Raw genomic sequence first — 20,819 nt, 5'->3', positions numbered from 1 at the left:
ACCCTTGCCGGATGGACGAGTTGACGCCCACGGAAGCCCCGATCCGCCCGGACGCCTCGGCCGACGGGGACGACCTGACCGTACGCCCCGCGACCCCCGAGGACGCGGCCGAGATCTGCCGCATGCTCAACGCCATCGACATCCTGGAGCTCGGGCACGCGGAGACCGACCTGGGCGTCGTCGAGGTCGACCTGATCCACCCCGAGGCCGACCTCGCCCGCAACTCCTGGCTGGCCTTCCACCACGGACACCTGGTCGCGTACGGACTCCTCTGGGACGACTCCGGCGCCGACCGCATCGACGCCGACCACTACGTCCTGCCCGACCACCAGGACGCGGGCGAGCGCCTGCTCGCCGCCATCGAGACCCGTGCCGTCGAACGTGCCGCCGAGAACGGCGCGACCCGCGCGGTCGTCCACCTCGGCCTCAACACCCGCCCCAGCCTCGACCGGGCGACGCTCACCCGGCGCGGCTGGCACACCGTCCGGCGTTACCACGTCCTGACCCGCCCGCTCTCCCGGGCCGCCGACCCCGCCCCGACCCCACCGCCCGGCCTGACCCTGCGCGCCTGCGAGGCGGAGGTCGACCGGCGACGCGCCCACGCCCTGGTCCAGGAGACCTTCGTCGGCCACCACGACCACCAGGCACGCACCTACCAGCAGTGGCTGGACGACCTGGGCGAGGGCATGGACTGGTCCCTCGTCTGGATCGCCTCCCTCGACGGGGCGGGTGACGTCGCCGTCGCCGTGACCCGCGACGACCGCGCGGCCATGGCCTGGATCCCCTACCTCGGCGTGCGCGAGCCCTCCCGCGGCCGGGGCATCGCCGGTCATCTGCTGCGGCACTCCTTCGCCGTGTACGCCGCCCGTGGCCGCGACACCATAGGCCTCGGCGTCGACACCGAGAACGCCACCGGCGCCCTGAACCTGTACACGGCCCACGGCCTCGCCCTGCACTACGCCGTGGACACCTGGGAAGTCACCCTGCCCACGCCCCGTTAGACCCGCCCGGGACCTGTAACCCCGCCGCCCGTGCCGGACATGAAGAGGCATGAAGAGACAGGAGGGCAGGCCGCGCGAGGAGGGGACGGCGTGCGGGGAGGGGGGACAACCGGGACGAGCAGGACCAGCAGGACGAGCACGCCCACCGGGAGCGCCGGTACGACGGGGGTGACCGGGACGACGACGTCGGTGGCCGCGACGAGGAACGCTTCAAGGAACTCTTCGAGGCGCAGTACGAGGCGCAGTACGAGGCGCAGTACGAGGCGCAGTACGAGGCGCAGTACGAGCACGTGCTGCGGTTCGTGGCGCGCAGGGTCGAGCACGAGGCGGCGGGCGACGTGGCCGCCAAGACCTTCCTCGTCACGCGGCGGCGCTTCTCCGAGGTGCCGCCGGCCGCGGGCGAGGCACTTCCGTGGCTGTACGCCGTGGCCCGCCGCGTGCTGGCCAACCAGCGGTGCGGCGACCGGCGGGGAGAGCGGCTCACCGCCCGCATCGGCGGCGTCGACCCGCCCCGGGCCCGACCACGCGGGGGACGTCGTCGGCGTACTGCATCTGCGGCAGGCGCTCGGCACGCTCTCCGCGCGGGACCGGGAGACATTGCTGCTCGTGGGATGGGACGGCCCCGACGTGGCGGACGCCGCGAAGGTCGTGGGCTGCGGCCGCCGCACCTTCGCGGGCCGTCCGCGCCGCGCCCGCCCTCAGTCGGCGGGCCGCAGTTCCCCCGACCCGCGCGTGATCAGCCGCGTCGGCAGCTCGATGCGCTCCGGCGCGTCCGAGGCGCCGTCGAGCTGGCGGAACAGCCGCTCCGCCGCCGTGCGCCCCAGCTGGGCCGCGTCCTGGGCGACCACGGTCACACCGGGGCTCAGCAGGTCGGCCAGCTCGATGTCGTCGAAGCCGACGAGGGCCACGGGGCGGGGGAGGCCCGCGAGGACACGTACGACCGTGACCGTCACTCGGTTGTTGCCCGCGAAGACGGCGGTGACGGGGGAGGGGCCCGACAGCATCGACTCGGCCGCGCGCCGGACCCGCTCGGGGTCCGTGGGGCCGAGCGACACCCAGGACTCGTCGACGTCGATGTCCGCCTCCGCCATCGCCGCGCGGTAGCCGCGCAGCCGCTCTATCGCGGTGTGGATCCGCGGCTGGTCACCGATGAAGCCGATCCGGCGATGACCGTGGGCGACCAGGTGTGCCACCCCGTCACGCGCGCCCCCGAAGCTGTCGGAGAGCACCACGTCGGCGTCGATCCGCCCCGGCGGCCGGTCGACGAACACCGTGGCGACACCGGCGGCGATCTCCGGCTCCAGATAGCGGTGGTCGTCGCCCGCCGGAATGACCACGAGCCCGTCCACCCGGCGCGCGCACAGCGCCAGCACCAACTCCTGCTCGCGGTCCGGGTCCTCGGCGCTGGAGCCGTTGATGAGCAGCGCCCCGTGCGCGCGGGCGACCTCCTCCACGGCCCGGCTCAGCGGCCCGTAGAACGGGTCGGCCAGATCCTCCAGGACCAGGCCGATGCTCGCCGTACGGCCCTTGCGCAGCACCCGCGCGCTGTCGTTGCGCCGGAAACCCAGCGCCTCGATGGCCTCCTGGACACGGCGTTCGGTGTCGGGCGTGACACCGGGCTCGCCGTTCACGACGCGCGACACCGTCTTCAGGCCCACGCCCGCGCGCGCGGCGACGTCCTTCATGGTCGGCCGGTTGCCGTAACGGCTCTTGGGGTCCGCGGTCCCGACCGAAGTGCTCCCGTCCGTACGGAGGCGGGAGACGGGGGTGCGGGCGGTCTCTGCCACGGTGCGCTGTCCTGTCTGTCGTCCACTGGTGCGGATCTCAGTCTGCGTAACGTTGATGCTTCACGTGCGGAAGTTCAGATTTCCACCTCTGTACTTCCACCTCGGTACTGCGATCTCCGTACCCGGACCTCTGTACCGCGCCCTCGGTACTTCGGCTCGGGTACGTCGAGCTGTGTACGGGCTCACGTGAGGTCCACTATCCATCGAAGGTCGTACGCTTCCGCCCACCGGGGTCCGCATCCCCGCCGCCCGGGGCCGTGCGCACGCGGTCGCATGCGTGTGCCCCGCATGTGGCGCCGAGCATAGGACCTGGACAACGTTGTCAGATGCACGAGAGACTATGCACCGCACTCTCCGGCCTGCCCTTTCACCAGGAGATCTGACACTGATGCCCACGGACCTCGTCGCCGCACTCGACATCGGCGGCACCAAGATCGCCGGAGCCCTGGTGGACGGCCAGGGCCGGATCCTGCTGCGCGCCCAGCGGCCGACGCCCGCGCGCGAGGACGGCGACACCGTGATGCGCGCGGTCGAAGAGGTGATCGGCGAGCTGACGGCCGGTGAGCCATGGGGCCTCGTCCGCGCGGTCGGCATCGGCAGCGCCGGTCCGGTCGACGCCACCGCGGGCACGGTCAGCCCGGTCAACGTCCCTGGCTGGCGCGGCTACCCCCTCGTGGAGCGGGTGCGCGCCGCCGCCGACGGCCGGCCCGTCGAGCTGGTGGGCGACGGCGTCGCGATGACGGCCGCCGAGCACTGGCAGGGCGCCGCACGCGGCCACGACAACGCGCTGTGCATGGTCGTCTCCACCGGCGTCGGCGGCGGCCTGATCCTGGACGGCTCCCTGCACCCCGGCCCCACCGGCAACGCGGGCCACATCGGACACATCAGCGTGGACCTCGACGGCGACCCCTGCCCCTGCGGGGGGCGCGGCTGCGTCGAGCGGATCGCCAGCGGCCCGAACATCGCCCGGCGCGCCCTGGCGAACGGCTGGCTCCCCGGGCCCGACGGCGACACCTCCGCCGCCGCGGTGGCCCGTGCGGCCCGCGCGGGCGACCCGGTCGCCCTCGCCTCCTTCGAACGCGCGGCGAAGGCCCTCGCCGCGGGCATCGCCGCCACGGCCACGCTCGTCGAGATCGACATCGCGGTGATCGGCGGCGGCGTCGCGATGGCGGGCGACCTCCTGTTCGCACCGCTGCGCCGCGCCCTGCACGACTACGCCACGCTGTCGTTCGTCGGCGGCCTGACCGTGGCCCCCGCCCTGATGGGCACCGACGCGGGCCTGGTGGGCGCGGCCGCGGCGGCGCTGCGGGCGTTCCCCGACGCGACGGTCGGACAGCTGCGCCCCGTGGCCAATCGCTGAGTCCCGGTCGCAGCGGAGCTCAGTGGCTCCGGAGGGTCACCGCCGGAGCGCCGAGACTGGCCAAATCTCGCCGATGCCGTGTGAACGGCCAGCGGCTCGTGCCCGGTTGCGGCACGATGCTGCCAACGGGGGGAGCGTCAGGCGATCAAGATGGCAGCGCAGAAGAATCCGAGCCGGAAAAGAGTAACAGCGCCTCGGGCGGTCGCCTGGGCGGTCGGTGTCGCGCTCGTCGCTTTTCTGGTCACTTCGTGTGCGAGCGGGCCGATCCGGGGTGACGACCCGGAAAGCCAGGCTCTCTACGGGCGGGAAATCATCGAGAGCCGCAAGGAGATGTTCGACGGGAGAATCGACTACACGCGTGTGCGTATGGCGAAGACCGGTCGAGCCTTTGAATTCCGTGCGGAAGTGCAAGGGTTCCGCGTCGCCGGATCGCGGGGTGAGCGCAAGGAGTCGCAGCGCACGGGTGAGCTGCAGGTCGGCACGCTCATGGGCGTCAAGCTGCACTGCAGCGGTGCGGGTGTCACATGCACGGCGCTCTCCTCCGAGCGGCAGAACGTCCTCACGCCCGATGACAAAGCGAAATGGCGGTGGATCGTGAAGCCGTCCGCGACGGGTACCATGACGCTCGCTCTGACGGTCACGGCGTACTACCGCGACACGAACAACGTGCTCTTCGAGAAACCGCCTTTCGTGCAGACAGTTCGCGTCGGCGCGGCGGCGGCGCACACCGCTCGGCGCGCCAAAGACGATGCGGTCGCGGTGCTTGCCTTCATGGGTGCGGTGTTGGGTCTGATCGTCGCCTGGGTGACGATCGACGAGTTCTGGCAGCGTCGCTCCGGCAGAAGGGCCGAAGCCCAGGCCGTGAAGAGGACTCCGCCACGGCGGGTGGGGTCCCGCGACGCCCCTCGGCGGGTGAGGTACCGCGACGCGCCCCGCGTGCGTCGGCGCAACCGGACCTGACCTTCGCATCTCGCCCGAAGGCCCCGCCGACTGCGCTCCGGCCCGCCGGGGCCTTGGTCGGTCACGGATCGGGCCGTGCGGCCGACCTCCGTGCCGCCGGGGAAGGTCGGGATGCGAGGATCAGGCAGGTGACCAATGATGCCGCCGTGCTCGATCATCCCGTGGCCCAGTCGCTGCTCGGGCAGCACTCAGAGTTGGCTCGACGGTGCGGGCAGGCAGCCACGTACCTGCCGGATGTCGCGACGTTCTGCGCGGTGCCGGCCGAGCCCGACTCGACGGACTGGGCCGATCTGGCGCGCTTGCTCGGCAGCGGCGGCTTCGCAGACATGTTCAGCAGCCCGGCGCTCCCGCCGTCGGACTGGGAGCCGGTCTTCGAGCTGGAGGGGCGGCAGATGCTGTGGCCCGGCCGTCGGCTCGGTGCTCCACGTCCTGCCGCCGACGTCGAGATCCTGGAGCTGGGGGCGCAGGACGTGCCGGAGATGCTCGACCTCGTCGCGCGGGCCGCACCAGGGCCGTTCTGGCCTCGCACCTGTGAACTCGGCACCTATCTCGGCATCCGCGCCCAAGGACGCCTGGTGGCGATGGCGGGCGAGCGGCTGCGGCCGCCCGGCTGGACGGAGATAAGCGCCGTGTGCACGACGCCCGAGGCACGCGGCCAGGGCCACGCCGCCCGCCTGGTGCTCGCGCTGGTCGAGCGCATTCTCGCCCGGGGCGAGCGGCCGTTCCTGCACGTGGCCGAGGCGAACACCGGCGCCATCGCCCTCTATGAGCGGCTCGGGTTCGAGAGCCGCAAGTCGGTGACCTTCCGCGGCTTCCGCACCCCGTGACTTGCGGTGCGGGCCCGGCCGAGTCGTCGAGACAGGGCCGGGCCCAGGCTGTGCTCGGGCCCGGGCGGGCGCGAACTCAGCAGCCCAGCACCGGCTCCGCCCAGTCCGCGTGGTCCGAGTCGATGCCGTCGCCGCCGTCCGTGACGACGAGGCGGATCACCTCGGCGCCGCGCACGTCGGCCGAGAGCGGCTTGGCGGGGTCGGCGGTGGTGAGGACGCCGGTGGACGCGGCAAGTTCGCCGTCGGCCCAGATCTGGAAGGCGACGGTGCCTTTGTCGGGCTTCTCGTCGTCGACGCCGACCTGGGCGGTCAGCTTCTCGCAGGTTCCGCCCGCGTAGTACTCGACGGTGCTCTCCGCGTGCACGCCGAGCCCCTTGGCGTACACCTTGCCGCCGATGGTGAGCGGCTTGCCGTCGCCCGCCGCGCTCTCGCCGTTGCTGGTGTCCTTCTCGACGGGGCCCCAGCCGTTGGTGGTGGACAGCCACGGCAGGCCGCTGAGCGCGGTGTCACCCGCGGGCGGAGCCACCACGACCTTGGCCGTCAGCGGCAGTTCGAGCTGGACGCGGCCGCCGCCGGGGGCGCGGTGGCTCGCCTTCAGATCAAGGGTGTACGTGCCGGGCTCGGCGTCCCGGGGCGCCGTCACCTGCCATGACGTGCCGAGGGTCTCACCCGTGCGGAGGGCGGACGCGCGGGTCGGGGAGGTCGCCCTGAGGCGCCAGCCGGAGGGGCCGGTGAGGGAGACGCGGACGTCGCGCGCGTCGGTGCTGCCCCGGTTGGCGACCTTGGTGAGCAGTTTCTCGGCCTTGCCCGCCTCCACCAGCGGGTCGGCGGCGGAGCCGACGTCGACGGCGGGCGGCTTGTGCTGCCACTGGTCGTCGGCCGAGACCCGGACGAGGACCGTGCCGTGCGCGGGCACGGTCGCGGAGATGGTGCCCGCGACGTTGTAGCTCTCGTGCTTCCACAGGTCGCGCAGGGAGTAGCCGTCGGCGGCGGGCAGGCCCACGGCCTTCGCGGTCGTGGAGATGGTCTTCGGGCTGCCGGTCTCGTTGAACAGGGCGACGGCCCGGCTGCCGTCCTTCATCTCCTTGGCGACGACCCAGCGCCCGCCGTCGGAGGAGACGACGTGGCCCTGCTTGCCCAGCGGGTCCTGGTCGACGGCGATGACTTCCTTGTTGCCGAGGATGTCGAAGGTCTCGGGGGAGACCTTGCGCAGGTCGGAGCCGATGAGCAGCGGCGCGGCCATGATCGACCACATGGAGAAGTGGGTGCGGTACTCGGTGGCCGTCATGCCGCCGTTGCCGACCTCCAGCATGTCGGGGTCGTTCCAGCGGCCGGGTCCCGCGTGCTGCGCGAGCGGCAGGTTCTGTTTCATGATGGAGAGCATCGAGCCCCAGTTGTCGCTGATGTCGCCCGTGGTGCGCCACAGGTGACCGACGTCGGCGGCCCACTCCCAGGGCTTGTTCTCCCCCCATTCGCAGATGCTGTAGACGATCGGGCGGCCCGTCGTCTCCGACGCCGCCTTCAGGGCGTCCCGCATGGCGATGTAGCGCTTCTTGGCGTCCACGCCCTGGTTATTGCAGTTGTCGTACTTGAGGTAGTCGACGCCCCAGTCGGCGAACTGCTGGGCGTCGCTGCGCTCATGGCCGAGCGCGCCGGGGAAGCCCGCCGAGTTGCAGGTCTTCGTGCCCGCGCTGGTGTAGATGCCGAGCTTCAGCCCCTTGGAGTGGACGTAGTCGGCGACCGCCTTGATGCCGCCGGGGAACCGCTTGGGGTCGGGCACCAGCTTGCCGGCGGCGTCGCGCTGCGGCAGCGCCCAGCAGTCGTCGAGGTTGACGTACTCGTACCCCGCGGCCTTGAGGCCCTTCTCGACGAAGATGTCGGCGATCCCCTTGACCATGGACTCGTCGAAGTCGGCGCGGCAGTGCGTGGCGTTCCAGTTGTTGAAGCCCATCGGCGGGGTGAGCGCGAGGCCGCCCGGCAGCCGGGGGCCCTCGCTGCCCCGGGCCTGGGCGCCGTCCGCTTGGGGAGACCGAGCGGTGCCCGCGCCCGGGGCGTCGCGGGCGACGGCGGGCGCCGCGAGCCCGGCCGCGCAGAGCAGCGCCGCGGCGAGCGACCCGACCACTCTTCGGGGGATGGTGCGGCTGGAAAGGTGACGCATCGTGACGTTCCTCCGTACTCGCGGAAGATGGGATGTCTTCGTGTACGTGTCACTCGTGCGCGCTTACGGTAGGGCGTGTTGAACTCTGTTGGAAGAGGAGCGGTAACGGTTCGGGCCGTCCCCGTCAAAACCCTTGACGGCGGGGACTGGTGGGAGTGAGATCCAATCCTCGCGTTCGGTTGTGTTCGGTTGCACCCCGAGGAGGGGACATGACGCAGTCATCGTTCACCGGTCCACCGACCCCGCGCAGTGGGGCCGGACATCCGATGTCCCGGCGGAGTCTCCTGCGCGGTGCGGCCGTCGGCGCCGGGGCGGTCACGCTTCCCGCGCTGCTCACCGCCTGTGGTGACGGGCCCGGCGGCAACAAGAACGAAGTCACGGTGGGCTCCAACGCCTCGGACGCCGTGCCGAAGAAGGCGTTCGCCGCGGCCTTCGCCGCGTACGAGAAGCAGAGCGACAAGAAGGTCAAGGTCAACACCGCAGAGCACAACGAATTCCAGCAGAACATCACGCGCTATCTCCAGGGTTCACCGGACAACGTCTTCATGTGGTTCGCCGGTTACCGCATGCAGTACTTCGCCGAAAAGGGCCTGCTCATCGACATCAGCGATGTCTGGAAGGACTTCAAGGGCTTCTCGCCCGCGCTGAAGGAGCAGTCGACCCACGACGGCAAGCAGTACTTCGTGCCGTACTACTACTACCCGTGGGCCGTATTCCACCGGAAGAGCCTCTTCGAGAAGCAGGGCTACGAACAGGCCAAGAACTGGGACCAGTTCATCGCGCTGGCCAAGAAGATGCACAAGGACGGCACCCCGGTCGCCTTCTGCGACAAGGACGGCTGGCCCGCCATGGGCACCTTCGACTACATCAACATGCGCCTGAACGGATACGACTTCCACCAGAGCCTGATGGCGGGCGAGGAGGCGTGGACCGACCAGAAGGTGAAGAAGGTCTTCGACCTGTGGCGCGAGCTCATGCCGTACTACCAGAAGGGCGCCCTCGGCCGGACCTGGGAGGAGGCGGGGCAGGGCCTCCAGCAGCGCAAGACCGGCATGGCCGTCTTCGGCATGCCGCACCCCGGCTCCCAGTTCCCGGAGAACGAGCGCGACGACATCGACTTCTTCGCGTTCCCCGAGATCGACCCGCGGTTCGGACAGGACGCGGTGGAGGCGCCCATCGACGGATTCCTCATCGCCAAGAAGTCCAGAAACGTGGAAGGTGCCAAGGATCTGCTCGCCTGGCTCGGCACCGCCGAGGCCGAGGACGTCTATCTCAAGGGCGACCCCAACAACGTGGCGGTCAACGACGGCGCCGACACCGCGAAATACAGTGCGCTGCAGAAGAAGTCCGCCGAACTCGTCTCCAAGGCCAAGCACATCTCGCAGTTCCTCGACCGCGATACCCGCCCCGATTTCGCGCAGACCGTGATGATCAAGGCGTTGCAGGACTTCATCGACGACCCGAAGGACGTCGACGGGCTCGTCAACAGCATCGAACGGCAGAAGAAGGACATCTTCTCCGACTCCGTGAGCTGACCCGGCCGGAACCGGAGCGGTGAGCCGAACCGAGCGTTGATTCCTGAGCACATGCGTGAGCTGATTCGAGAGGACCGCACCCCGTGCCGCAGAAAACCGCGCGGCGCGCCGGACGAAGGGCGGCGCGGCGCTTCACACGCCGTGACATCGCCGTGCTCGGCGTGCTTCTGGGCATCCCGATTCTGCTGGACATCGTCATCGTCTGGGGCCCGGCCCTGGCCTCCGTCGGCCTGTCCTTCACCTCCTGGGACGGCATCGGCGACATCCACTGGGTGGGCGGCGACAACTACGAGAACCTGGTCCAGGACTACCCCGCGTTCTGGCCGGCGGTCCGCCACAACCTGCTGTGGATCGCCTTCCTCGGCCTGGTCGCGACGCCCTTCGGGCTCTTCCTCGCCGTCCTCATCGACCGCGGCATCCGCTTCAGCCGCTTCTACCAGTCCGTGCTCTACATGCCGGTCGTGCTGTCCCTCGCCGTCGTCGGCTTCATGGCGCAGCTCCTGCTCGGCACCGACCAGGGCGTCGTCAACACGATCCTCGACGACCCCCACGATCCCGTGGACTGGCTCGGCGACTCCGACATCAACCTGTGGATGATGATGCTGGCCGCGAGCTGGCGGCACACCGGCTACGTCATGATCCTCTATCTGGCCGGACTGAAATCCGTCGACCCGGCCCTGAAGGAAGCGGCGGCCATCGACGGCGCGAACGAACGCCAGACGTTCTTCCGCGTCACTCTCCCGACGCTTCGCCCGGTGAATGTCATCGTCGGCGTCATCACCGTCATCGAGGCGCTGCGCGCCTTCGACATCGTGTACGCGGTGAACAAGGGCCGCAACGGCCTCGAACTGCTCTCCGTGCTCATCACCGACAACATCATCGGCGAGGCGAGCCGCATCGGATTCGGCTCCGCCATCGCCGTGGTCCTGCTCGGCGTCTCGCTGGGATTCATCGTGACGTTCCTGGTCCAGGAGCTGAGAGGAGCGCGCGAGAAATGACCGCGGACATCCGTGCCACCGCCCGCCCCGGCCGATCCGCCCCGCCCGCGCGGGAGTCCGGACCGCCCCGACGCCCGCGCCGCGGCCGCTACGGCGCCCACATCTTCCTGTCCGCGGTGTCGCTCGCCTTCCTCGCGCCGCTGCTGCTTGCCGTCTACGCCAGCCTGCGCCCGTACGAGGAGACGGCCCAGCACGGCTACTTCTCGTTCCCGAAGAAGCTGTCCTTCGACTACTACCGCGAGGCCTACACCGAATCCGGTATGGGCAAGTACTTCATGAATACGTTGATCATCGCCGTCCCCGCGGTGATCGTCACGCTCTTCCTTGCCGCGTTCGTCGCGTTCGCCGTCGCCCGCATCAACGTCCGCGGCAGCCTCGCCCTGCTGATGTTCTTCACCGCGGGCAACCTGCTGCCGCCGCAGGTCCTGGTCACGCCGCTCTATGTGTTGTTCCTGAAGATCGACCTGCCCTGGTGGATGTCCGACTCGATGACCCTCTACGACTCGTACTGGGCCGTCATCCTTGTCAACATCGGCTTCCAGGTGGGTTTCTGCGTCTTCGTCCTGTCCAATTTCATGCGCACGCTGCCCAAGGAGATCCTGGAGGCGGCGATCGTCGACGGCGCCGGGGTGTGGACCCAGTTCTGGCGCATCACCCTGCCCCTGTGCCGCCCCGCGATCGCGGCCCTCGCCACGCTCGAGTTCACATGGATCTACAACGACTTCCTCTGGGCCCTGATCTTCATCTCCAACCCCGACAAACTCCCGATCACCTCGTCCCTGAACAACCTGCGCGGCCAGTTCTTCACGGACTACAACCTGCTGGCGGCGGGATCGGTCCTGGTGGCCCTGCCGACGATCCTCGTCTTCCTGCTGCTGCAACGGCACTTCATCGCGGGGCTGACGCTGGGGTCGAGCAAGGGCTGAGCCCGGTGCGGCGGGGCGTTCCCCACCGCACCGGGCCGGTGTCAGAGGTGTCGGCGGCCTGCCGTCAGGACTGCGGCCGCTTGCCGTGGTTGGCCGCGTGCTTGCGGCGGGCCTTCTTCTTGCGGCGTCGCTTCGAGGACATGACCGCGCTCCTCTCGGGGTGGGGTGGCGCCGTTTGGGCTCTTTTCCAGCGTTTTCCGACGTTTTCCACCCTTTCACACCGCTGCGGGGCTCGCGATTCCGCCCGGCGCTTCGCGGGAGCGACGCGGCCGCGGGGCTCAGGGGCGCGCGGTCCCGAGCCCCACGGCCGCCCCGGTCAAGGGCCGAGTCGGGGCTGCGCCAGCGCCTCCCGCACCGAGGCGACCGGTGACAGCGTCGCCTTCAGTCCGGTGATGCCCATGACGCGCAGGGTCATGGGGTCGGTGCACACCACCCGCAGCGTGGCGCCCCGGGAGGTGAGGCGGCGGTGGGCCCGCATGAGCAGGGAGAGGCCGGAGCAGTCCAGGAACGTGGCACGCGTCAGGTCGACCACGACGACCCGGGCCGGGCCCGCCGTCACGGGGTCGAGGTGGGGGAGCGTGCGCTGGAACCCCACGAGGTCCATGTCGCCGTACAACTCCACGACGGTGGCGTTGCCGACCTCGTACACCCGGGGTGGTAACTCCGGGTTCTCGCACGTGAATTCGCTCAGCTTGTCCTGATGCACTAATCCCCCCAGGGCGAGCCCCGGCCAGTGCGCGCGGCCGGGGGCGGCTGCCGTGTAGCAACCGGAACGAGGAGGTCACCAGGGGCCAGGGTGCCTGGCGGATCACGGTATCGGGCAGGGCTGCGACGCGGAGTGCGGGAACGATTCGCGGGAGAGCACTGCCACTCGATGGGGGGAAGTTACTCCAAGATGCTTGACAAGGCGCCTTGGCTGTTCATACGAGAACGGTCACCCTCATCAGGCGCTGGTTTCCGTGGCAGTGTGTTGCGGGCAAGCCACTGGGGGCCAACAGAAGAGGGGGAACCGTGATCGTCTGGATCAACGGCGCGTTCGGTGCGGGCAAGACCAGCGCCGCACGGGAACTGATCGAGCTGATCCCGAACAGCACACTCTTCGACCCTGAGGTCATCGGCGGCGAGCTGCCGCAGCTGCTGCCGGCCAAGCACCTCGCCGAGGTCAGCGACTTCCAGGACCTGCCGATCTGGCGGCGCCTGGTGGTGGACACGGCGGCCGGGCTGCTCGCCGAGGTCGGCGGCGTACTGGTGGTACCGATGACACTGCTGCGCCAGGAGTACCGCGATGAGATATTCGGCGGCCTCGCCGCCCGCCGCATAGCCGTGCGCCATGTTCTGCTCGCTCCGGACGAAACGATCCTGCGTGCGCGCATCGCCGGACGCGAGGTCCCCCCGGACGTGCCCGACGGTGAACTGCGCGTCCGCCAGTGGTCCTTCGACCACATCGAGCCCTACTTCGCCGCGCTCGCCGCATGGCTCGGCGCGGACGCCCACCGCGTCGACAACGGCGCCCTGACGCCGTCCGAGACGGCCGAGCACATCGCCGAGGCCGTCCGCACCGGCGCCGCCGCCGTCTGCGACATCGTCCAGACGCCCGAGCCCACCGCCGAGACCCTCGCCGCCGGGGTGCTGCTCTTCGACGAACAGGACCGGGTCCTCCTGGTCGATCCGACGTACAAGGCGGGCTGGGAGTTCCCCGGCGGTGTGGTGGAGCCCGGCGAGGCGCCCGCGCACGCCGGAGTGCGCGAGGTCGCCGAGGAGACCGGCATCCGCCTCACCGGCACGCCGCGCCTCCTCGTCGCCGACTGGGAGCCGCCCGCGCCGCCCGGCTACGGCGGCATGCGCTTCCTCTTCGACGGCGGCCGCCTCGACAGCGCCGAGGCACGCCGGCTGCTGCTGCCGGGACCGGAACTGCGCGACTGGCGCTTCGCCACCGAGGACGAGGCCGCCCGGATGCTCCCGCCCGTCCGCTACGCCCGACTGCGCTGGGCGCTGCGGGCGCGCGAGCGGGGCGCGACGCTGTACCTGGAGGCCGGGGAACCGGTGGGCGGCTGAGCCGGGCGGGCGCTTGGGTCAGGCGGGCAGCAGCGGCTGTCGGCCGTTCAGGAGGGCCGCGCCGAGCGCCGTGACCGCGTGCAGCGTGGTGTTCCGGTGGCGGCGGCTGGAGACGAGCGCCGCATGGCGCAGCGCGGCGAGGTGGCGGCTGGCGTTGGACGGGCTCAGGCCGGTGTGCAGGGCCAGCTCCGTGGTGGTGAACGTGCCGTCGGCCGCGGCCTCCAGGAGCTGGGCGCGGGCGCGGCCGAGCAGCGCGGTGAGGGCCGGGTGGTCGGCCGGGGTGTGGCCCGGCCGCTCCCAGCCCGGGCGGTGTTCGATGGGGTAGACCAGGACGGGGTCCAGGGTGGGGTCGATGAGGGTCGTGGGGCGGCGGAGGCCGAAGAAGGACGGCAGGAGCAGCAGGCCGCGCCCGGCCAGATGGAGGTCGAGGTCGAGGGGGAAGTCCACGGTGAGGACCGGGTAGTCCCAGCGGGCGGACGGGTGCAGCGCGCCGAGGACCTCGCCCCACCCGCCGTGTGCGAGGGCCCGGCAGCGCAGTGCGATGTCGTGGCGCACGTGGTCGTGGATGACCGGCCAGTACGGCTGGAGCCCGACGTCGAAGCATGCCTGGGCGGTGTCGGCGATGCGGCCGAGCACGGGGGCCGAGCCCGCGGCCAGGTCGGTCGTCCAGGAGGGCAGCCTGCGGCCGGGGTTGAGGCGGTCGAAGGTCCGGAGGTCGGTGCGCAGCGTGTGCCGGGGCAGGGCGCGCAGGGCCTCCGTCTGCGCCCGGAGTCCCGCGCCGGTGCGCAGGGTGAGGAAGTCGCAGGTGTAGCCGCGGAGCGGGGAGAGCGCCGTGAGCAGCCGGACGGCGGCCGGGAGCGCCGGGGCCACCTGCCGTCGCCAGGCGCCGAAGAGCACGGAGGCGTCGCGGCGCCGGAGCCGGTGCAGGCTGATGCTCAACTCCCACATCGGATCGGGTCCGTCGGCGAATCGAGTGCGCGCGAGATCGTCCGAGGTGAAATGAATCCTCAGCATTCCGTATCCCCCGATTGTGGTAGCGCAGGCGACTTCCCTGTGGTCGCGGTGCGGTTGGCGCCCGCATACCAGGGACATTGCGTCCAGTCGCACACTTGTAGCAGTCCGCCCGGTTAATGCATCAGTCTCTTTTCGGCACGAAGAAAGGGCGTTCCAACCATCGTCCGTCGAAGGGGAGAACATGCGTAAGACTTGGGGAGTCGCGGCGGCTTCCGCGACGCTGGTGCTCGGTGGAATCGCGGCGGCTCCGGCTTCGGCGGGGGAGAGCGGCGGAAGCGGTGCGAGCGGCGCGCGGGGTGAGAGCGGGGCACAGGTGCTGCCTTCGTGTCCCAGCACGTACGCCTGCTTCTGGGTGAACAACAACTACGGCGGTGCGCGGGGTCAGGTCGCCGGGAACAACCCGGACTACAGGGCCTTCCGGCAGGGCCAGTGTGCGAGCGGCACCTGGAACGACTGCATCAGCTCCTACTCCAACGCCGGAACGGAGTGCACCGTCTACTTCTGGACGAGCGCCAACTACACCGGCAGGTGGCACAGCCTGGGTCGCAACGACGCGGTGCCGAACTTCGCGGCCGCGCCGCCGACCGGCTACAGCGACCCGGCGTTCAACGACACCATCAGCTCCAACCACTGGTGTTCGCCGCGATGACGCGCAGGCCACCACGGGTCGTGTGCCTCGCGGTGGCCGTGCTCGCCGGCCTGTCGGGCTGCTCGTCCACCGGGCCCGACAGGCCGGCCGCCCCCCGGTCGGGGGCGGCCGGTCCGTCGGCCCCGGGCAGGCTGAGCGCGGACGCCGTCGACATGGTCACCCGGTCCGGGGGCTGGCCCGCGGTCCAGCAGACCCTGGACACGGCCCTGAACAAGCTGACCCACACCTGCATGCGGCGCGCGGGCTTCGCCTACCCGGCGGCGAAGGCGGCCCTGCCGACGGCGCCCGACGACGCGAAGGCGCTGGTCGACCTGCCCACGCGCCGCCGTCACGGGTACGGCATCGCGTCCAGGCCGCCGTCGTCCGAGGCGCCACCCGCCCCGTACTACACCGAACTCGACACGGACCGGCGCCGCCGCTTCGACCTGGCCTTCGCCGGTCCTCGGGACGCGCGCACCGACGTGGGGACGGGGACCGGCACGATTCAGGTGGGACGGCGTGGCTGTGACGCCGAGTCGCGCGCCGCGCTCGCCGGAGACGTCGTCACCTGGGCGCGCATGTACTACACGCCGCAGGCGCTCAACGCCCGCCTGGACGCGGCCGTCCCCCGGCAGCCCGCCTACGTCGCCGCGCTGTCCCGCTGGCGGTCCTGCATGACCGGGCGCGGGCACGCGTACCCGTCTCCCGAAGCGGCCCGCGAGAAGTTGAGCGACGCATATGAGAAACGTGATCGGAGGAAGTCCGCGCAGAATTTGGAATTCCGCGCACTCGAACGTGATGTCGCCGCAGATGACGGCGAATGCGCCTTGGCAAAACGGCTCCCTTCGTCGGCCATTGAAGCGCGGCGCAAGCTCGTGCATTCCCTTCCGGAGAAGGATCGCGCGGTTATCACTGAGCTGGCGCGCATTCAGGCGGCGGCGCTGGAAAGGGCCGAGGCGGTCCTCGCCGACAAGCCCCGGCGGGCGGCCCGTTAGAACACCGTCGGACGGGGCCTCAGGAGTTCGCGTACCGCTCCGCCGCCGCCCGCAGCACCGCCGACGCGTCCCGCTCCACCGGATCGCCGTGCCCGAAGCACGCCACGTCCGCCTCCAGCGCGGCGAGCCGGTGGAAGGACGCGACGGCCTGCGCCCGGTCCTGGTTGCCGACGCCGAGCAGCACGCCGTGCTCGGGTGCGGCGGCGATGGCGTCACCCGTGAACAGCACGCCGTGCCGCGGCAGATGCACGCCGATGCTGCCCGCCGTGTGCCCGCGCGCGCTCACCAGGCGCGCGCCCCCGCCGAAGTCGAGCACGTCGTCGTCCGACACCTCCTGAAGCTCGGGGGCGTACACGTGCTGCTCGGTCGCCCCCGGCACGTGCTTCGTCGCCTCCTCGAAGATCGGCACCTCCCAGTCCTCGAGGACGGGCGCGGGACCCGGCACCTCGCCGCGCACCATCGGCGCGTCCAGGTGGTGCGCGTACACCGTCGCCCCGGTGAGTTCCGCGAACTCGCCCGCGCCGCCCGCGTGGTCGCCGTGGAAGTGCGTGAGCACGACGCGGCGCACGTCGCCGGGGCGAAGGCCGAGCCCGGTGATCGCGTCCGCGAGGGCCGCGCCGCCGCCCGGCGGGCCCGCGTCGACGAGGGTCAGCTCCTCGTCGTCCCGCCACAGGTAGGCCTGGCCGACCGGGAAGCGGAAGACGTGGAGGCGGGGCTGGAGCTCGATGGTCTCGATGGCGTTCATGCGGCGACCGTACGGAGACGGCCGCCGCTGACGGGAGATCACTTGGCCCTGGGCGTACGCGTTCTGCTCAGGGCAAAGCACTGCCGCGTGCCGTGCGCCGCATCAGGGCGACCGGCTGGTCAGAGGGTGCATGAGTGCACCGGGTCGGCGTCCGGGCGGGGCACCGTGCGGCTTTGCGGCGGGGCCGTGCCGTCCTCGGCCCAGGCCGTCAGCGCGTCGAAGGCGTCGCGTACGCAGGGGAGCAGGGGGCGTACGAGGCGCGGGTGTGCGCCGTACAGGCCGTCGGTGTGGTTGCCGCCGGTGATGCGGTAATAGCGGTGCCGGTCCTCGCGGTGTGCCTTCCGCACGAGCCGCGCGTACCGGTCGGAGCCGGGGCCGATGGGGACGAGGGTGTCGAGCGTGCCGTGCAGGGTGATGAGGGGGCGCTGGACGCGGCCCGTCAGGGACAGGCGGGCCACCGTGTCGTGCACCGCGCGCGGGCGCGCCGCGTAGTCGTAGTCGGTGTCGCAGCCCTTGCCCGTGCCCTCGCGGCAGAACGGCGTCCCGGCCTCGGTGGCGCCGTCGTAGCCGGGGTCGACCTCCTCGCGGATGAGGCGCTGGAAGGTGTCCCACTGGGTGCGGTAGTGCGTCTCCCACAGCGGCTCGGACTCCGGCGGATAGCCCGCGGCGCGCAGCGCCTCGCGTGCGCCGGGCTGGCCCGCGAGGAGCCGCGGGTAGGCGCGCAGCGCGGGCGGCAGCGTCGCCAGGAGGTTCGGTGACCTGCGGGTCAGCAGGACGCCCTCCCAGTCGAGGCCGCCGTCGTACAGCCACGGCACGTTCTCCAGCTGCCAGCGGACCAGGTAGCCGCCCATGGACATGCCCGCCGCGTACGTGTGCCGGGGTGCGCGGCCGTAGTGCCGGGCCGCGACGCGCTGGGCGGCGACGGTGAGCTGGGTCAGGCGCCGATGCCATTCGGCGATGGCGTCACCGGGGCGTTCGCCGTCCCGGAACAGCGTGGGGCCCGTGTTGCCCTTGTCGGTCGCCGCGAACGCGTAGCCCCGCGCGAGGACGTGGTCGGCGATGGTGCGGTCGTTGGCGTACTGCTCGCGGACGCCGGGCGGCCCCGCCACGACCAGGCCGCCGTTCCAGCGCTCCGGCAGCCGGACCACGAACTGGCTGTCGTGGTCCCAGCCGTGCGTGCTGTTCGTGGTCGAGGAGTCGGGGAAGTAGCCGTCGAGCTGGACGCCGGGCACCCCGCTCGGGCTGCGGGTGCCCGGGGCCTCCAGGCCCGCCCAGTCCGCGGGGTCGGTGTGGCCGGACGCGACGGTGCCCGCCGTGGTGAGGTCGCGGAGGCAGGCGGCGACGGTGCGCTCGGCGCCGGGGACGCGGAGCCGGTCGGCGGGGCAGGGGGTGGCGTCGGGGGTGGCCGCGGCGGTCGGTGTGAGTGTGGTGGTCGGGGTGAGCGTGGCCAGCAGCAACGCGGCCGCGACGGCGGAGAGGTGACGGAACATCATGTGTGGGGCTCCTTAGGTCAGGCCGACCGTAGGGAGCGGTCGGGGACGGCCATAAGTGCCGACCGGCCAGCGCGGCGGCCACGCGTGGGTTCGGGCGCCCAGGGGAGGTTGGCCGTACGGCACATGCCGAACGGCCACAGTCGGCAGGTCCGCCCCCGAAGCCTCGTTGTCGCCGAGCCGTCCCAAGTACCGTGACGGCCAGGCCGGTTGGTAGGCGCGGACGGTCATGCTGGTTGGTAGGTACGGACGGCCATGCCGGGGCGGAGGCACGGATGACAGTCACAGCGCACCCCTCGGGCGCGCCCCGCACGCACGTGGCGGAGGACCGGCCGCCGCGCCCCGTGCCCTGGGTCTCCTTCGTGCTCTACGCCGCCGTGCTGTTCGCCGGCGTGTACTACGACTTCGTCGGGGACGACCCCCAACACCCGGCGCGCACCGCGGGTTTCGTCACCGCCGTGGCCGCCCTCTTCGCCCTGGACGCGGCCGAGGCGCACTGGTGCCGGGCGGGCGCGCGGCACCCTGCCGTCGCGGCGGCCGCCCTCGTCCTGCGCGTCGGGCTCTTCTTCGCCGTGGCCGCCTGCGACGGCGCGGGCCTGTCCCGGGTGCTGTTCGTCCTGGTGCCGTTCACCGCGTACTTCGCGTTCGGGCGGCGCGCGAGCCTCGCACTCGGCGCGGGCTGCGCGGGCGCGCTGCTCGGCTGGTACGCGCTGGCGGTCGACGGCTGGTACGCGGACGCCGAGGCGATCTCCGACCTGCTGATGTTCGGGCTCGGCCTGGTCCTCGCCGTGTCGATGGCGGCCGTCGCGACGGGCGAGCAGGAGGCCCGGCGGACCCTGGAGTCGACCGTGCGGGAACTCCGTTACTCCCACCGCCAGTTGCGGGAGTACGCGGCGCGGGTCGCCGAACTCTCCACGGCCCAGGAGCGCAACCGGCTCGCCCGCGACATCCACGACAGCCTCGGCCACCATCTCACCGCCATCGCCGTGCAGTTGGAGAAGGCCGACGCCTTCCGCGCCCTCGACGCGGCCGCGGCCGACCGGGCGGTCGCCGACGCCCGCTGGTCGGCGGCGCGCGCACTCCACGAGGTGCGCCGGTCGGTCCGCGCCCTGCGCGACGAGGCCGACCCGATCTCCCTGTCGAGCGCGCTCACCGACCTCGTACGCCACACCGACACCGACCGGCCGCGCGTCACCCTCACCATCGCCGGGGCGGAGACCGGGTACGACGCGGACCCGCTGACCGCGCTGTACCGCGCCGCCCAGGAGGCGCTGACGAACGCCCGCCGCCACGCCGACGCCCGGCACGTCACGGTGTCCCTGGAGTACGGCGCGTCCGTCGCGCGCCTCACCGTGTCCGACGACGGGCGCGGCCTGCCCGGCCCGGCAGCAGCGGGCGGGGCGCCGGGAGTGGGCCTGCGCGGCCTGCGGGAACGGCTCCAACTCCTCGGCGGCGCCCTGCACATCGAGAGCGGGGCCGGGGCGGGGACGACGCTCACGGCGACGGTGCCGCGTACGCCGGGCGGCGGGCCATGACCGCAGGGGCCCCGGACGCCACCGGCACCCCTGACGCCACCGGCGCCATGGGCACGCCCGATGTTCCCGGCGCCCCCAACACCCCCGGCACCCGCGACGCCCTCAGCACCCCCGACCCCGTGCACGTCCTCGTGGTCGACGACCAAGAGCTGGTCCGCGAAGGCATCGCCTCCCTGCTCGGCATCCAGCCGGGCATCCGCGTCGTCGGTACGGCGGCCGACGGAGCCGAGGCCGTCGACGCGGCGCTCGCCCTGGCGCCCGAGGTGGTCCTCATGGACGTCCGCATGCCGGGCATGGACGGCGTCGAGGCGGTGACGGTCATCGGGAGCCGCGCGCCCGGTTGCAAGGTGGTCATGCTGACGACGTTCGACGACGAGGAGTACGTCGTACGGGCACTGCGCGCCGGTGCCGTCGGTTACCTCCTGAAGAACCTGCCCGCGGCCGAACTGGCCGCCGCCGTCCGGCTCGCGCACCGCGGCGTGGCCCAGCTCGACCCGGCGGTCACCCGACGTCTGGCCGCCGCGCCCCCGCCGCCACCGGCCTCGACCGCGCCCCCGCCGCCCGTGCGGGGCGAGCCCGAACCGACCGCCCGGGAAGTGGAGATCCTGCGGCTCGTGGCGGCCGGAGCGACCAACCGCGAGATCGCCTCCCGCCTCTACCTCAGCGAGGGCACCGTGAAGAACCACATCTCGCGCATCCTCACCCGCCTCGGCCTGCGCGGACGCGCCCAGGCGGCGCTGTACGCACGGGACCGCGGACTGCTGTGAGCGGGGACCCGCCCCGTCCGGCCAGGCCCCCCGGCCAG

At 71.8% G+C, this 20,819-nt stretch carries 20 protein-coding genes; 12 read left to right on the top strand and 8 right to left on the bottom strand.

Features of this window, described 5'->3' with window-relative positions; genetic code table 11:
- The first annotated feature begins 11 nt into the window (after window positions 1–11).
- Complete coding sequence (locus ACZ6AA_RS10320; RefSeq protein ID WP_471457336.1) at window positions 12–1,001, top strand: GNAT family N-acetyltransferase; 990 nt, start codon at window positions 12–14, stop codon at window positions 999–1,001.
- Here the strand turns inward: ACZ6AA_RS10320 and ACZ6AA_RS10315 are convergent.
- Both ACZ6AA_RS10315 and ACZ6AA_RS10310 read right to left on the bottom strand, forming a co-directional pair.
- Window positions 998–1,573 carry a hypothetical protein gene (locus ACZ6AA_RS10315; protein ID WP_471457334.1) on the bottom strand — a complete coding sequence of 192 codons (576 nt, stop codon included), beginning with the start codon at window positions 1,571–1,573 and terminating at the stop codon, window positions 998–1,000. The genes ACZ6AA_RS10320 and ACZ6AA_RS10315 overlap by 4 nt on opposite strands.
- Before the next feature lie 126 nt (window positions 1,574–1,699).
- Window positions 1,700–2,686, bottom strand: coding sequence for a LacI family DNA-binding transcriptional regulator (locus ACZ6AA_RS10310; RefSeq protein ID WP_468458547.1), 987 nt, complete (start codon window positions 2,684–2,686; stop codon window positions 1,700–1,702).
- 490 nt (window positions 2,687–3,176) lie between these two features.
- Between ACZ6AA_RS10310 and ACZ6AA_RS10305 the strand changes: the two genes are divergently transcribed.
- The 3 genes from ACZ6AA_RS10305 (at window position 3,177) to ACZ6AA_RS10295 (ending at window position 5,935) form a co-directional block, all read left to right on the top strand.
- A complete protein-coding gene (locus ACZ6AA_RS10305) occupies window positions 3,177–4,148 on the top strand; it encodes an ROK family protein (RefSeq protein WP_468458400.1) in 972 nt (323 codons plus the stop codon).
- 150 nt (window positions 4,149–4,298) lie between these two features.
- Window positions 4,299–5,108 (top strand): hypothetical protein, encoded by an 810-nt coding sequence (locus ACZ6AA_RS10300; protein ID WP_471457332.1) that lies wholly within the window; start codon window positions 4,299–4,301, stop codon window positions 5,106–5,108.
- 128 nt (window positions 5,109–5,236) lie between these two features.
- Window positions 5,237–5,935, top strand: a complete 699-nt coding sequence (locus ACZ6AA_RS10295; protein ID WP_468458396.1) for a GNAT family N-acetyltransferase — start codon at window positions 5,237–5,239, stop codon at window positions 5,933–5,935.
- 76 nt (window positions 5,936–6,011) lie between these two features.
- Here the strand turns inward: ACZ6AA_RS10295 and ACZ6AA_RS10290 are convergent, their stop codons facing one another.
- Window positions 6,012–8,093, bottom strand: a complete 2,082-nt coding sequence (locus ACZ6AA_RS10290; RefSeq protein WP_468458394.1) for an NPCBM/NEW2 domain-containing protein — start codon at window positions 8,091–8,093, stop codon at window positions 6,012–6,014.
- A 266-nt stretch (window positions 8,094–8,359) separates the two neighbouring features.
- On the opposite strand from ACZ6AA_RS10290, the gene ACZ6AA_RS10285 reads away from it, so the two are divergent.
- From ACZ6AA_RS10285 to ACZ6AA_RS10275, 3 genes are all read left to right on the top strand, one after another.
- Window positions 8,360–9,628 carry an ABC transporter substrate-binding protein gene (locus tag ACZ6AA_RS10285; protein WP_471457860.1) on the top strand — a complete coding sequence of 423 codons (1,269 nt, stop codon included), beginning with the start codon at window positions 8,360–8,362 and terminating at the stop codon, window positions 9,626–9,628.
- An 83-nt stretch (window positions 9,629–9,711) separates the two neighbouring features.
- Window positions 9,712–10,626 carry a carbohydrate ABC transporter permease gene (locus ACZ6AA_RS10280; RefSeq protein WP_468458392.1) on the top strand — a complete coding sequence of 305 codons (915 nt, stop codon included), beginning with the start codon at window positions 9,712–9,714 and terminating at the stop codon, window positions 10,624–10,626.
- Window positions 10,623–11,552, top strand: coding sequence for a carbohydrate ABC transporter permease (locus ACZ6AA_RS10275; protein ID WP_468458390.1), 930 nt, complete (start codon window positions 10,623–10,625; stop codon window positions 11,550–11,552). The genes ACZ6AA_RS10280 and ACZ6AA_RS10275 overlap by 4 nt, the downstream gene beginning before the upstream one ends.
- Before the next feature lie 64 nt (window positions 11,553–11,616).
- Here the strand turns inward: ACZ6AA_RS10275 and ACZ6AA_RS10270 are convergent, their stop codons facing one another.
- Window positions 11,617–11,694 carry a 50S ribosomal protein bL37 gene (locus tag ACZ6AA_RS10270; RefSeq protein ID WP_375256634.1) on the bottom strand — a complete coding sequence of 26 codons (78 nt, stop codon included), beginning with the start codon at window positions 11,692–11,694 and terminating at the stop codon, window positions 11,617–11,619.
- 174 nt (window positions 11,695–11,868) lie between these two features.
- The gene (locus ACZ6AA_RS10265; protein ID WP_468458388.1) at window positions 11,869–12,258 is read right to left on the bottom strand and encodes an STAS domain-containing protein; all 390 of its coding nucleotides are present in this window, start codon (window positions 12,256–12,258) and stop codon (window positions 11,869–11,871) included.
- 305 nt (window positions 12,259–12,563) lie between these two features.
- On the opposite strand from ACZ6AA_RS10265, the gene ACZ6AA_RS10260 reads away from it, so the two are divergent.
- The gene (locus ACZ6AA_RS10260; protein WP_468458386.1) at window positions 12,564–13,607 is read left to right on the top strand and encodes an NUDIX hydrolase; all 1,044 of its coding nucleotides are present in this window, start codon (window positions 12,564–12,566) and stop codon (window positions 13,605–13,607) included.
- Between the two features lie 18 nt (window positions 13,608–13,625).
- Here ACZ6AA_RS10260 and ACZ6AA_RS10255 read toward each other — a convergent pair whose 3' ends face one another.
- Window positions 13,626–14,621: an ArsR/SmtB family transcription factor gene (locus ACZ6AA_RS10255; protein ID WP_471457329.1), complete on the bottom strand. Its 996-nt coding sequence runs from the start codon at window positions 14,619–14,621 to the stop codon at window positions 13,626–13,628.
- A 181-nt stretch (window positions 14,622–14,802) separates the two neighbouring features.
- Between ACZ6AA_RS10255 and ACZ6AA_RS10250 the strand changes: the two genes are divergently transcribed.
- Entirely contained in the window at window positions 14,803–15,270 is a 468-nt protein-coding gene (locus ACZ6AA_RS10250; RefSeq protein ID WP_468458382.1) for a peptidase inhibitor family I36 protein, read from the top strand.
- Complete coding sequence (locus tag ACZ6AA_RS10245; RefSeq protein WP_471457327.1) at window positions 15,255–16,244, top strand: hypothetical protein; 990 nt, start codon at window positions 15,255–15,257, stop codon at window positions 16,242–16,244. The genes ACZ6AA_RS10250 and ACZ6AA_RS10245 overlap by 16 nt, the downstream gene beginning before the upstream one ends.
- Before the next feature lie 19 nt (window positions 16,245–16,263).
- Here ACZ6AA_RS10245 and ACZ6AA_RS10240 read toward each other — a convergent pair whose 3' ends face one another.
- Together ACZ6AA_RS10240 and ACZ6AA_RS10235 are read right to left on the bottom strand one after the other, a co-directional pair.
- Complete coding sequence (locus ACZ6AA_RS10240; RefSeq protein ID WP_471457857.1) at window positions 16,264–16,980, bottom strand: MBL fold metallo-hydrolase; 717 nt, start codon at window positions 16,978–16,980, stop codon at window positions 16,264–16,266.
- A gap of 128 nt (window positions 16,981–17,108) precedes the next feature.
- Window positions 17,109–18,482, bottom strand: a complete 1,374-nt coding sequence (locus ACZ6AA_RS10235; RefSeq protein ID WP_471457325.1) for a tannase/feruloyl esterase family alpha/beta hydrolase — start codon at window positions 18,480–18,482, stop codon at window positions 17,109–17,111.
- 272 nt (window positions 18,483–18,754) lie between these two features.
- Here ACZ6AA_RS10235 and ACZ6AA_RS10230 point away from each other — a divergent pair, with 272 nt between their 5' ends.
- Both ACZ6AA_RS10230 and ACZ6AA_RS10225 read left to right on the top strand, forming a co-directional pair.
- Window positions 18,755–20,014, top strand: a complete 1,260-nt coding sequence (locus ACZ6AA_RS10230) for a sensor histidine kinase (protein ID WP_471457323.1) — start codon at window positions 18,755–18,757, stop codon at window positions 20,012–20,014.
- Window positions 20,011–20,781 carry a response regulator gene (locus ACZ6AA_RS10225; protein WP_471457321.1) on the top strand — a complete coding sequence of 257 codons (771 nt, stop codon included), beginning with the start codon at window positions 20,011–20,013 and terminating at the stop codon, window positions 20,779–20,781. Before ACZ6AA_RS10230 ends, ACZ6AA_RS10225 begins: the two co-directional genes overlap by 4 nt.
- Window positions 20,782–20,819 lie beyond the last annotated feature (38 nt).

Source organism: Streptomyces sp. NPDC040610, from assembly GCF_055594065.1.
Note: the sequence above shows the minus strand (reverse complement) of the source record. Positions and strands in the feature narration are given on the sequence as shown.